This is a genomic window from Actinacidiphila sp. bgisy144 (assembly GCF_057708105.1).
Genome location: NZ_JBYIRM010000010.1, coordinates 183,707 through 195,804, shown reverse-complemented (window position 1 = coordinate 195,804; position 12,098 = coordinate 183,707). Strand labels below are relative to the sequence as shown.

The 12,098-nt window shown below is 75.3% G+C and carries 9 protein-coding genes; 6 read left to right on the top strand and 3 right to left on the bottom strand.

The window, feature by feature from the left end; all coding sequences use genetic code 11:
* The first annotated feature begins 175 nt into the window (after positions 1-175).
* The 5 genes from AC3EVP_RS14670 to AC3EVP_RS14650 all read left to right on the top strand — a co-directional run bounded on the left by AC3EVP_RS14670 (position 176) and on the right by AC3EVP_RS14650 (position 6,588).
* Complete coding sequence (locus AC3EVP_RS14670) at positions 176-3,079, top strand: bifunctional acetate--CoA ligase family protein/GNAT family N-acetyltransferase (protein ID WP_435130178.1); 2,904 nt, start codon at positions 176-178, stop codon at positions 3,077-3,079.
* 30 nt (positions 3,080-3,109) lie between these two features.
* Positions 3,110-3,712, top strand: coding sequence for a DUF5998 family protein (locus tag AC3EVP_RS14665; RefSeq protein ID WP_335978983.1), 603 nt, complete (start codon positions 3,110-3,112; stop codon positions 3,710-3,712).
* Complete coding sequence (locus AC3EVP_RS14660; protein WP_435130174.1) at positions 3,712-4,905, top strand: alkaline phosphatase family protein; 1,194 nt, start codon at positions 3,712-3,714, stop codon at positions 4,903-4,905. The genes AC3EVP_RS14665 and AC3EVP_RS14660 overlap by 1 nt, the downstream gene beginning before the upstream one ends.
* A gap of 143 nt (positions 4,906-5,048) precedes the next feature.
* Entirely contained in the window at positions 5,049-5,699 is a 651-nt protein-coding gene (locus AC3EVP_RS14655) for a thymidine kinase (protein ID WP_435130171.1), read from the top strand.
* Between the two features lie 61 nt (positions 5,700-5,760).
* Positions 5,761-6,588: a sulfurtransferase gene (locus tag AC3EVP_RS14650; protein WP_435130168.1), complete on the top strand. Its 828-nt coding sequence runs from the start codon at positions 5,761-5,763 to the stop codon at positions 6,586-6,588.
* Between the two features lie 110 nt (positions 6,589-6,698).
* Here AC3EVP_RS14650 and sepH read toward each other — a convergent pair whose 3' ends face one another.
* The 3 genes from sepH to AC3EVP_RS14635 all read right to left on the bottom strand — a co-directional run bounded on the left by sepH (position 6,699) and on the right by AC3EVP_RS14635 (position 10,823).
* On the bottom strand, positions 6,699-7,793 hold the full coding sequence (gene sepH / locus AC3EVP_RS14645; protein WP_435130165.1) for a septation protein SepH: 1,095 nt from the start codon (positions 7,791-7,793) through the stop codon (positions 6,699-6,701).
* Between the two features lie 368 nt (positions 7,794-8,161).
* Positions 8,162-9,520, bottom strand: a complete 1,359-nt coding sequence (locus AC3EVP_RS14640; RefSeq protein WP_435130162.1) for a D-arabinono-1,4-lactone oxidase — start codon at positions 9,518-9,520, stop codon at positions 8,162-8,164.
* Positions 9,447-10,823 carry an MFS transporter gene (locus tag AC3EVP_RS14635; protein ID WP_435130159.1) on the bottom strand — a complete coding sequence of 459 codons (1,377 nt, stop codon included), beginning with the start codon at positions 10,821-10,823 and terminating at the stop codon, positions 9,447-9,449. Before AC3EVP_RS14635 ends, AC3EVP_RS14640 begins: the two co-directional genes overlap by 74 nt.
* Before the next feature lie 92 nt (positions 10,824-10,915).
* Between AC3EVP_RS14635 and AC3EVP_RS14630 the strand changes: the two genes are divergently transcribed.
* Complete coding sequence (locus AC3EVP_RS14630; protein WP_435130156.1) at positions 10,916-12,088, top strand: ferrochelatase; 1,173 nt, start codon at positions 10,916-10,918, stop codon at positions 12,086-12,088.
* The last annotated feature ends 10 nt before the right edge of the window (positions 12,089-12,098 follow it).

The following is a 12,098-nucleotide window of genomic DNA, read 5'->3' as shown; positions in this document are numbered from 1 at the left end:
CCTTCGGGTCGGTGCGGTCCGCACAGGTGGTCCAGCAGGTCCCGGCCGCCCCGGCAGGCCCCCGGCGCTGCGTGCGCCGGCCGGCCCGCGCGGGAAACGGCCTCCCCCAGACTGCCCCCTGCGCGTCGGCGGCGCGAGCAGACACCCCACGCGCTCCGGCGCATACGCTGGGGACATGAGCGACCAGCCGTACCCCGTCCACTGGGAGGCCGACGTGGTGCTGCGCGACGGCAGCATCGCCCGCATCCGGCCGATCGGCCCGGAGGACGCCGGACGGCTGGTCCACTTCTACGAACAGGTCTCCGACGAGTCGAAGTACTACCGGTTCTTCGCGCCCTACCCGCGGCTGTCCGACCGGGACGTGCACCGCTTCACCCACCACGACTACAACGACCGGGTCGGCCTGGCCGCCACCGTCGGGGGCGAGTTCATCGCCACCGTCCGCTACGACCGCACCGACGACCAGGGGCGCGCCGCCTCCGGCCCGGCCGCCACCCGCGCCGAGGTCGCCTTCCTCGTCCAGGACGCGCACCAGGGCCGCGGCGTCGCCTCCGCGCTGCTCGAACACATCGCCGCGGTCGCCCGGGAGCGCGGCATCCTGCACTTCACCGCCGAAGTCCTGCCCGCCAACCGCAAGATGGTCAAGGTCTTCACCGACGCCGGCTACACCCAGCAGCGCAGCTTCGCCGACGGCGTGGTCCACCTCGACCTCGACCTGGAACCCACCGACGAGTCGGTACGCGTGATGCGCGCCCGCGAGCACCGCGCCGAGGCCCGCTCGGTCCAGCGGCTGCTGCGGCCGGAGTCCGTCGCGGTGGTCGGCACCGGACGCCGCCCGGGCGGCATCGGCCGCACGCTGCTGCGCAACATCGCGGCCGGCGGCTTCACCGGGCGGCTCTACGCGGTCAACCACGCCTTCCCCGAGGGCGGCACCGACCTCGGCGGGGTGCCCGGGCACCGCTCGGTCCGTCGGATCGCGGACAGCGGTGCGAGCGTCGACCTCGCGGTGGTGGCGGTGCCCGCCCAGCGGGTGCCCGAGGCCGTCGCCGACTGCGGCGCCGCCGGGGTACGGGGCCTGGTCGTGGTCAGCGCGGGCTACTCCGAGACCGGCCCCGAGGGCCGGGCCCGGCAGCGCGAACTGGTCCGGCAGGCCCGCTCCCACGGCATGCGGGTGATCGGGCCGAACGCGTTCGGAGTGATCAACACCGCGCCCGACTCCCGGCTGAACGCCTCGCTGTCGCCCGACATGCCGCGCCGCGGCAAGCTCGGGCTGTTCACCCAGTCCGGCTCCATCGGCATCGCCCTGCTGTCCGGGCTGCACCGCCGCGGGCTGGGCCCGTCCGCCTTCGTCTCGGCGGGCAACCGCGCCGACGTCTCCGGCAACGACATGCTCCAGTACTGGCAGGACGACCCGGACACCAGCGCGGTGCTGATGTACCTGGAGTCGTTCGGCAACCCGCGCAAGTTCACCCGGCTCGCCCGCCGCGCCGCCGCCGACAAGCCCGTGGTCGTGGTGAAGGGCGCCCTGCACTCCGGCGCGGTGCCCGCAGGACACGAGGTGCCGTCCCCCCGCATCCCGGACTCCACGGTGTCCGCGCTGTTCCGGCAGGCCGGGGTGATGCGGGTGGACACCGTCACCGAACTCCTGGACGCCGGGCTGTTCCTGGCCCTCCAGCCGCTCCCGGCCGGCGACCGCGTCGCCATCCTCGGCAACTCCGAGTCACTGGGCCTGCTCACCTACGACTCGGCGCTCACCGCCGGGCTGCGCCCCGCCGCCCCGGCCGACCTCACCACCGCGGCCGGCCCGGACGACTTCGCCGCCGCGCTCACCGCCGCCCTCGCCGACCCCGGCAGCGACGCGGTGGTGGTCACCGCGATCCCGCGGGTCGGCACCGACCTGCTGACCGCCGACCCGAGCGACCCCAGTGACGCGGCCACGCTCCCCACCCCGCCGAGCCCCGCGCGCGAAGCGAGCGCCACCCCGGCCGGCACCCCCGATCCGGGCGCCGCCCCGGCCACCGGACCCGGTCCTGACCCCGTACCCGGCCCCGCATCCGACCCCGAGGCCGGCGACGACCCGGAACTGGCCGCCGCCCTGCGCGCCGCCGCCGCCGGCGCGGCCAAGCCCGTCGTCGTGGTCCACCTCGCCCTGGACGCCATGGCCGACCGGCTCGGCGCCCCCGCCGACGACAGCGGCCCGCCCGCCGCCCGCATCCCCGCCTACCGCGCCCCGGACCGCGCCGTCCGCTCGCTCGCCGAGGCCACCGCCTACGCCGCCTGGCGCGCCGGCGAGGCCGACCCCGGCCGCGTGCCGGAGCTGGACGGCATCGACGAGGACGGCGCGGCCGCCGACGTCCGCCGGCTGCTGCCCCCGGGCACGCCCCCCGACGAGGGCGTCACCCTCACCGACGCCGACACCGCGGCCCTGCTCGGCCGTTACGGCATCGAGGTCCGGCTGGCCCGGCCCGCGCCCGACCCGGACGCCGCCGCCGAGGCCGCCGCCGCGCTCGGCTACCCGGTGGCGCTGAAGACCACCGCGCCCCACCTGCGCCACCGGGCCGACCTCGGCGGCGTACGGCTCGACCTCGCCGACGAGGACGACCTGCGGCGGGCCTACGGCGAGCTGACCACGCGGCTGGGCGGCCCCGCCGAACTGCGCCCGGTGGTCCAGGCGATGGCCCCGCGCGGAGTCGACACGGTGGTACGGGCCGGGGTGGACCCGGCGGCCGGGGCGGTGCTCTCCTTCGGGCTGGCCGGGGCACCCTCCGAACTGCTGGGCGACGTGGCGCACCGGCTGGTTCCGGCCACCGACCGCGATGCCGCGGAACTGGTGCGCTCCATCAAGTCCGCGCCCATGCTCTTCGGCTGGCGCGGCGCCGAACCGGTGGACACCGCGGCCCTGGAGGAACTGCTGCTGCGGGTGTCGATGCTCGCCGACGACCTGCCGGAAGTGGTCGCGGTCGACCTGGAGCCCGTGGTGGTCGCCCCGCGCGGCCTGAGCGTGCTCGGCGCGCGGGTCCGGCTGGCAACCCCGCCGGCCCGTACGGACCTGGGCCCGCGCGCCCTGACGACGTACTGAACGCCCTGGCGCGCGCATAGGATGGACGGCATGGCGAAGACCGGTACGACGACGCAGGGACTGCGCACGGCCATCGAGCGCAGCGGCTACTACCCGGCCCTGGTGGCCGAGGCCGTAGAGGCGGCCGTGGGGCGCGAGCCGGTCACGTCGTACCTGGTCCACCAGGAGACCACCTTCGACGCCAATGAGGTGCGGCGGCACGTGACGGTGCTGGTGCTCACCGGCAGCCGCTTCATCGTCAGCCACACCGACGAGCAGGCCGCCGACGACACCTCGCCGAGCCCGTACGCGACCACCTCCACCGAATCGGTGAAGATCGGCCGGATCTCCTCGGTGGTGGTCAGCCGGGTGGTGGCCAACCCCGAGTCCTACACGCCCGGCACCCCCGGCCAGCCGGGCACCCTGCCGCGCGAGGTGGTGCTCACCATCGGCTGGGGCGCCGTCTCCCGGATCGACCTGGAGCCGGCCGCCTGCGGCGACCCCAACTGCGAGGCCGACCACGGCTACACCGGTTCCTCCACCGTGGACGACCTCTCGCTGCGGGTGAGCGAGGCCGGGGACGGCCCCGACACCGTGCGGCAGGCCCTTGCCTTCGCGCAGGCCCTCTCCGAGGCGACAGCGGCCACGGACTGATGGCCGGAGCACCGCCCGACACCCACGACCCCGAGCCGCTCGACCCGCGCACCGCCCCGGTCCCCGCCTACGGCACCGCCGCGCTGTGCGACGTGATCCCCGCCGCGGTCGCCGGGTTCGGCGTCCCCGGCATGCCGGCCACCGGACTGGTCCTCGAACCGGCCGACCGGGTCTGCGTGTTCCTGGTGGACGGGCTCGGCTGGGAGCTGATCCTGCGCCACCCCGACGAGGCGCCCTACCTCACCTCGCTGCTGGGCACCTCGCTCGGCGGCAGCGGCCGCCCGCTCACCGCCGGCTTCCCGTCCACCACCGCCACCTCGCTCGCCTCCGTCGGCACCGGCCTGCCGCCGGGCGCACACGGCCTGGCCGGGTACACCGCGCTCAACCCCGCCACCGGCGAGCTGATGAACCAGCTGCGCTGGCAGCCGTGGACCGCGCCGGGCGCCTGGCAGCCGCACCCGACCGTCTTCCGGCTCGCCGACGCGGCCGGCATCGCCACCTGCCAGGTCTCCTCGCCGGCCTTCGCGCAGACCCCGCTGACGAAGGTCGCGCTGTCCGGCGGCACCTTCCACGGGCGGCTGTCCGGCGAGGAGCGGATGGACCTGGCCGCCGACCGGCTCGCCGCCGCCGACCGCGCGCTGGTCTACACGTACTACAGCGAACTGGACGGCATGGGCCACCGCTACGGCGTCGACTCCGACGCCTGGCGCGGGCAGTTGGCCATGGTCGACCGGCTGGCGCAGCGCCTGGCCGAGAAACTGCCGCCGCGCAGCGCCCTGTACGTCACCGCCGACCACGGCATGATCGACATCCCGTTCGACGAGGAGTCCAGGATCGACTTCGACGAGGACTGGGAGCTGCGCGCGGGGGTCGCGGTGCTGGGCGGCGAGGGCCGGGCCCGGCACGTGTACGCGGTGCCCGGCGCCGCGGCCGATGTGCTCGCGGTGTGGCGCGAGGTGCTCGGCGACCGGATGTGGGTGGCCGGCCGCGCGGAGGCGGTGGCCGCGGGCTGGTTCGGGCCGCAGTGCGAGCCGCGGGTGCTGGGCCGGATCGGGGACGTGGTGGCCGTGGCGCGCGACGACATCGCGATCGTGGCGGGCCGCGGCGAACCCGGGGAGTCGAAGATGGTGGGCCTGCACGGCTCCATGGCCCCCGTCGAGCAGCTGGTGCCGCTGCTCGAAGTACGCTCCTGAGGGCGTCCGCCGCGCCGCCGTCCGTGTCCTGCCCGCCTGAGCCCTGCCCGCCCGTGCTCTGACCGCCCGTCCGTGCCCTGACCGTCCTTGCCGCCGCGTCCCGTCCGCCCCCTCCGCCGCACCGAAAGGCCGTCGTCCCTCCCATGTCCGAGCTGGTCTTCTTCTCCGGAACGATGGACTGCGGCAAGAGCACCCTCGCGTTGCAGATCGTCCACAACCGCACCGCCCGCGGCCTCCAGGCGGTGATCTTCACCCGGGACGACCGCGCCGGACAGGGCAAGCTCTCCTCCCGGCTCGGCCTGGTCACCGACGCGGTGGAGGTGGCCGACGGCATGGACCTGTACAGCCACCTGGTCGGGGTGATCAGCCGCGGCGGCCGGGTGGACTACGCGGTCGTCGACGAGGCGCAGTTCCTCGCGCCGGAGCAGATCGACCAGCTGGCCCGGGTGGTGGACGAACTCGACCTGGACGTCTACGCGTTCGGCATCACCACCGACTTCCGCACCCGGCTCTTCCCCGGTTCGCGGCGGCTGATGGAACTGGCCGACCGGATAGAGACGCTCCAGGTGGAGGCGCTGTGCTGGTGCGGAGCCCGCGCCACCCACAACGCGCGCACGATCGGCGGCGTCATGGTGGTCGAGGGCGCCCAGGTGGTGATCGGCGACGTGGACCGCGCCGCCGAGGTCGGCTACGAAGTGCTCTGCCGCCGCCACCACCGGCGCCGGATGACGAGCGCGTCGGCCGCGGCAGGCACGCTCTCGCCGGACGTGCTGCCGGTCAACCACCCGGGCTGAACCGCCGGGCTGCCGCGCCCGGACCGCGGCGCCGGCCCCGGCCGCCGCCCACAATGGGGGCATGGAACCCATCATCACCGCGGCAGAACTGGCCGCGGCGCCCGCCGCCACCGCCGTGCTCGACGTCCGCTACCGGATGGGCGGGCCGCCCGGGCACGGCGAGTACGCGGCCGGCCACATCCCCGGCGCCCGCTACGTCGACCTGGACGCCGCCCTCGCCGCGGCGCCCGGCCCGCGCGGCCGCCACCCGCTGCCGGACGTCGAGGTGCTCGGCGCGGCGATGCGCGCGGCGGGCGTCGGCGCGGACACCGACGTGGTGCTCTACGACGACTGGAACGGCTGGGGGCCGGCCCGCGCGTGGTGGCTGCTGCGCTGGGCGGGCCACGAGCGGGTGCGGGTGCTGGACGGCGGGCTGGCGGCGTGGAAGGCGGCGGGGCTGCCGCTGAGCACCGAGGAACCGCCGCCGGGCGACGGGGACTTCGTGCCGCGGCCCGGCGCGCTGCCGGTGCTCGACGCGGCCGGCGCCGCCGAACTCGCCCGCCGCGGGCTGCTGCTGGACGCCCGGGCGGGGGAGCGGTACCGCGGCGAGAGCGAGCCGATCGACCCCGTCGCCGGCCACATCCCGGGCGCGGTGAGCGCCCCCACGACGCAGAACGTCACCGAGGACGGCCGCTTCCGCACCGCGGCCGAACTCGCGGCGCGCTTCCGCGCCCTGGGCGCGACCCCCGGCGCGGAGGTGGGCGTCTACTGCGGCTCGGGCGTCTCCGCCGCGCACGAGATCCTCGCGCTGGCCGTGGCGGGCGTCCCCGCGGCGCTGTACGTCGGCTCCTGGAGCGAGTGGGGCGCCGACCCGTCCCGCCCGGTGGCCACGGGCGACCAGCCGGGCTGAGCCGCGCATACGCGCCGGGACCGTACGCGTAAGGGGCAGCCACCATGGTGGCTGCCCCTTACGGCCGTCGGCTCCCGGTCTGGTGTCCCGATTCCCCGCAAGGAGCCGGTCTACTCCTGCTTCTTGCGGCGGCTGCCGAAGACGATCTCGTCCCAACTCGGCACCGTGGCGCGCCGGCCCGGCCGGACACCGTCCGCCTCGGCCTGGCGGTCGGTGGTGCCCTTGAGGCGGTCCCGGTGGCCCGCCACGGCGCGCGGCATCAGCACGTCCGCATACGCCGACCCCGCGCCGGCGCTGGCCGCCGGAGCGGCCTCCTCCGACTCCTCCTGCGGCACCTCCACCGCCGGAGCGGCGTCCGGCGGCACCGGGGGAGCCGGCACCACCATGTCGCCGCGGAAGCTCGGCACCGCTTCGAGCAGGCTGGTGAGCGAGTCGCGCTCCTCCGGCTGCTCCTCGGCGCGCGCCTCGCGGTCCTGCCGGTCGCGTTCGGGCCGCTCGGGCCGCTCGGGCCGTTCCTGGCCGGGGCGGTCCAGCGGGCGGTCCCTGGGCAGCCGGGCGATCCGGGGCACGAACGGGAAGCTCGGCTCCTGGCCCTGGGTCTGCGCGGTCTCGCCGATCAGCGCCCGTGCCTCGTCGTCGACCGCCTGCACCAGGCGGCGCGGCGGGTCGTACGTCCAGCACGCCGAGTGCGGTTCGCCGGCGACCTGGTAGACGAGCAGGACCTCCCAGGTGCCGTCGTCGCGGCGCCAGGAGTCCCACAGCACGGTGTCCTTCTCCGCGCCGCGCAGCAGCAGGCGTTCGGCGACCGCCTCGCCCAACTGCGGCCCGGTGGTCTCGCCCTGGCGGCGGACCGGGGTCTTCCTGGCGCGCTCGGCCATGAAGGCCCGCTCCGCCAGCACCGGCCCCTCGAACCGCCGCACCCGCTCCACCGGGATGCCGCCGAGCTGGGCGACCTCCTCGGCCGAAGCGCCGGCTCGTATCCGGGCCTGGATGTCCCGCGGCCGCAGATGGCTCTCGACCTCGATCTCGATCTGCCCGAGCCGCGCGCGGTCGTTGCGCACGGCGGCGCGCAGCCGCTCGTCGATCGGGAGGGTGTACTCCGTGCTGTCGGCAGCTTTGAGCACCAGTCGGGTGCCGTCGTTGCTGACGGCCACGACCCGCAGTTCGGGCACGGTTACCTCCCGGGTGGTGCCTGCCGACGTCACGTGCGTCGCTGCTCCCGTTGAACGAGTGTGGCCTGCCCGGGTGCAGCGTGCCACAACCTTGCCGAGTTATCCGGCGTGTCGGGACGAGATGGTGACACGCCGTCATGGGACGGTGGTCAGTTGGCCACCGTGTGTGACCAATGATGGCACCCCGGGACGAGTGCTCCCGACTCCCCGCCACGCGTCCTGGGCGCCGGCCGGGCACCGGCAGCCAGGATTCGTCACGGTACTCCATTCGGGCCACCGCGGGGCGGCTGCCGCGCCAGCGAATGTCGTGCGGGGAGCGGGAGTTGGGTGACCCGTCTCACACGGGAGCGCGTCGTTCATCACCCAAAAGGGGACGTACGGAGCGAAGTCGTCGTCACCCGTCACGTACGGGGCCCCAGCACCCGGCGCAGGTAGTCGTTGTCGAAGACCCCCTCCGGGTCGAGCCGGTCGCGCAGCGCGGTGAACTCGTCGAACCGCGGGTAGGCCGCGCGCAGGTACGCCGCGTCCCGGGTGTGCATCTTGCCCCAGTGCGGCCGACCGCCGGCCGCGACCATGATCCGCTCGACCGCGGTGAAGTACTCCTGGTAGCGGCTGCCGCGGTACATGTGCACCGCGACATAGGCGCTGTCCCGGCCGGACGCGGTGGACAGCGCGATGTCGTCGGCCGGCGCCACCCGCACCTCCACCGGGAAGCTGACGCGCAGGTCCGAGCGCTCCACCATGGCCTTCAACTCCCGCAGCACCGGCACCGCGGCCTCGCGTGGCACCGCGTACTCCATCTCCACGAACCGCACCCGGCGCGGGCTGGTGAAGACCTTGTAGGGGATGTCGGTGTACGTCCGGGCGGACAGCGCGCGGCTGGAGAGCCTCGCGATCCCGGGGATCGCCGCGGGGGCGACCCGCCCCAGCGCGCAGGCGGCCTGGAACACGCCGTTGGACAGCAGTTCGTCGTCGATCCAGCCGCGCAGCGCGGGCACCGGGGCGGCCGGGCCGGCGGTGCGGTTGTTGCGCTTGGTGGTGCAGCCCTCGGTGTGCGGGAACCAGTAGAACTCGAAGTGCTCGTTCTCCGCGACGAGCCGGTCGAAGTCCGCGGTGACCCGGTCGAAGGTCATCGGCTCCTCGCGGGCGGTGAGGAGGAACAGCGGCTCGACGGCGAAGGTGAGGGCGCTGACCACGCCGAGCGCGCCCAGCCCGACCCGGGCGGCGGCGAAGACCTCCGGGTGCTGGCCGGCCGAGCAGTGCAGCACCGACCCGTCGGCGGTGACCAGTTCCAGCGCGGTCAGCTGCGCGGCGATCGAGCCGGAGTCGCGGCCGGTGCCGTGGGTGCCGGTGCTGGTGGCGCCGGCCACCGTCTGCGCCATGATGTCGCCCATGTTCCGCAGCGACAGCCCGGCGCCGGCCAGCGCCGCGTTGAGCTGCCGCAACTGCACCCCCGACTCCACCGTCACGGTGCCGGCCGCGGCGTCGATCGACCGGATCGCGGTCAGGCCTTCGGGCCGCACCAGCAGCCCGTCGGTGGCCGCGGCCGCGGTGAAGGAGTGGCCGGAGCCGACCGCCTTCACCCGCAGCCCGTCGGCGGCGGCCTTCCGCACGGCCGCGGCGAGTTCGTCGACGGAGGCGGGCGCGGCGACCCGCCCGGGGCGCGCGCGGACGTTGCCCGCCCAGTTACGCCACTCCCTCGCCCTCGCGGGCGCCGTTTTGCCGTCGCTGGTCCTCAGTGCGCTTGCGGTCCGGCCCATCGTGGTCGTGCTCCTCCCGATCCGGTGCCGGCCGCAGCCGGCGGTAGCCGAGGAACGCCACCGCCGCCGCGAAGACCGCGGCGGAGGTGCTCACCCAGTAGGCGGCCGAGGCACCGTGCGTGTCGATCACCCGACCGGCGAGCGCGGCGCCCGCGGCGACGCCGACCGCGAGACCCGTGCTGGTCCACGTGATGCCCTCGGTCAACCGCCCCCGGGGTACCAGCTGTTCGACCAGGCCCATCGCGTTCACCATCGTGGGGGCGATGGTCAGGCCGGAGACGAACAGCGCCAAGGCCAGGAAGTGGAGACTCCCGACCAGTAGTGGCGGGATCATACTCACCGCCATCAGCGCGATGCCCGCCCGGAACCGGCCGGCGACGGTCCCGCGCGGCCGGCTCAGCCCGAACACCAGCCCCGCGACGCACGAACCGAGCGCGTAGGTGGCCAGCACCACGCTCGCCAGCGCCTTGTGGCCGCGCTCGTCGGCGAACGCGACGGTGACCACCTCCACCGCGCCGAACATCGCGCCGGTGCCGACGAAGACCCCGACCAGCACTGCGAGCCCCGGCGCGGCCAGCACTGAGCCGCCCGCCCGGTGCGCGTCGGGGTGCGGCACCGGCTCGGTGCCGCGCAGCGCGGTCAGCGCCAGCACCCCCGCGGCCAGGAACACCGCCGCCAGCAGCGGCCCGGCCTCGGCGAACCAGCCGGTGCTCAGGCCCACCGACAGGATCGGGCCGACGATGAAGACGATCTCGTCGACGACCGCCTCGACCGAGTACGCGGTGTGCAGCTGCTCCGGGGTGTCGCGCAGCAGCTCCGACCAGCGGGCCCGCACCATCGCGCCGGTGCTCGGGGTGGTCCCGGCGCCCAGCACGCACACGAAGTACGCCCAGTCCGGTGCGCCCGCCCAGGTGCAGGCCAGCAGCCCGGCCACCGACACCACCGTCACCGCGCAGACCGGGCGCAGCACCCTCCGCTGCCCGTGGCGGTCGACCAGCCGGGAGATGCGCGGCCCGGTCACGGCGCCGGACAGCGCCAGGGTGGCCGACAGCGCGCCGGCCAGGCCGTACCGCCCGGTCACCTGGGAGACCATCGTCACGATGCCGATGCCGAGCATCGACAGGGGCATCCGGCCGACCAGCCCGGCCACACTGAACGCCATGGCGCCCGGGGTCCGGTAGATCGCGCGGTAGGGGCTGGTCACGTGGCGCTCCCCGGCGTCGTCGCCGTCGGGACAGGCAGGACGGTAGGGGGTCCCGCGTAAGGAACAGAGCTGGCGAGTACAGCTTACGGAGCGCGGCAAGTCGTTTTTCTGCGGAGTGTCTGAGGAGTTCGGAGGAGTTCCGCGGAGCCCGGGCGCCGGGCGGGGCGGGGCGAGGTGGCAGGATCGGAGGCATGCCTGATCAGCGTGACCCGAACGCCGCGCCGGACCGACCCGCGGCGCCGAACGGACCGGACACCGGCCCCTACGACGCTCTGCTGCTGCTCTCCTTCGGCGGGCCGGAGGGCCCGGACGACGTGGTGCCGTTCCTGGAGAACGTCACCCGGGGGCGCGGCATCCCGCGCGAGCGGTTGAAGGAGGTCGGCAAGCACTACTTCCTGTTCGGCGGGGTCAGCCCGATCAACGAGCAGAACCGCGAGCTGCTGGCCGCGCTCCGCAAGGAGTTCTCCGACCAGGGCGTCGACCTGCCCGTCTACTGGGGCAACCGGAACTGGGCGCCCTATCTGACCGACGCGCTGCGCGAGATCGCCGACGCCGGGCACCGCCGGGTGCTGGTGCTGGCCACCAGCGCCTACGCGTCGTACTCCGGCTGCCGCCAGTACCGGGAGAACCTCGCCGCCTCGCTGGCCGTCCTCGCCGAGGAGGGCCGCCCGGCGCTGCGGGTGGACAAGCTGCGGCACTACTTCAACCACCCGGGCTTCGTGGAGCCGATGGTCGACAACACCCTCGCCGCGCTCGCCGCGCTGCCCGCCGACGTCCGCGACCGCGCGCGCCTGGCCTTCACCACGCACTCCATCCCCACCGCCGCGGCCGACACCTCCGGACCGGTCGCCGCCCACGGCGACGGCGGCGCGTACGTCGCGCAGCACCTGGAGACGGCCCGGCTGGTCGCCGACCGCGTCCGGCAGGCCACCGGCGCCGACCGCGACTGGCAGCTGGTCTACCAGTCGCGCTCCGGCGCCCCGCACATCCCGTGGCTGGAGCCGGACATCTGCGACCACCTGGAGAGCGAGCACGCCGACGGCGCGCCCGCGGTGGTCATGGTGCCGATCGGCTTCGTCTCGGACCACATGGAAGTCAAGTACGACCTCGACACCGAGGCCGCGGCCAAGGCAGCCGAGCTCGGGCTGCCGGTCAGCCGCGCCGCCACCGTGGGCGCCGACCCGCGCTTCGCCGCCGCGGTGCGCGAGCTGGTGCTGGAGCGCGCGGCGACCGAGCGGGGCCTGGCGCCGGTCCGCTGCGCGCTCGGGCGGCTGGGCCCGAGCCACGACGTGTGCCCCGCGGGCTGCTGCCCGGCCGCCGACCGGGGCCGGCCGAGCCGGCCCGCCGCCGCAGGAACCGACTGAGGAGACCGGA

What these genes read in the sequence shown, in the direction of transcription:
- AC3EVP_RS14670 (WP_435130178.1), top strand. Translation starts at nt 176, where the DNA reads ATGAGCGACCAGCCGTACCCCGTCCACTGGGAGGCCGACGTGGTGCTG.
- AC3EVP_RS14665 (WP_335978983.1), top strand. Translation starts at nt 3,110, where the DNA reads ATGGCGAAGACCGGTACGACGACGCAGGGACTGCGCACGGCCATCGAG.
- AC3EVP_RS14660 (WP_435130174.1), top strand. Translation starts at nt 3,712, where the DNA reads ATGGCCGGAGCACCGCCCGACACCCACGACCCCGAGCCGCTCGACCCG.
- AC3EVP_RS14655 (WP_435130171.1), top strand. Translation starts at nt 5,049, where the DNA reads ATGTCCGAGCTGGTCTTCTTCTCCGGAACGATGGACTGCGGCAAGAGC.
- AC3EVP_RS14650 (WP_435130168.1), top strand. Translation starts at nt 5,761, where the DNA reads ATGGAACCCATCATCACCGCGGCAGAACTGGCCGCGGCGCCCGCCGCC.
- AC3EVP_RS14640 (WP_435130162.1), bottom strand. Translation starts at nt 9,520, where the DNA reads ATGGGCCGGACCGCAAGCGCACTGAGGACCAGCGACGGCAAAACGGCG.
- AC3EVP_RS14630 (WP_435130156.1), top strand. Translation starts at nt 10,916, where the DNA reads ATGCCTGATCAGCGTGACCCGAACGCCGCGCCGGACCGACCCGCGGCG.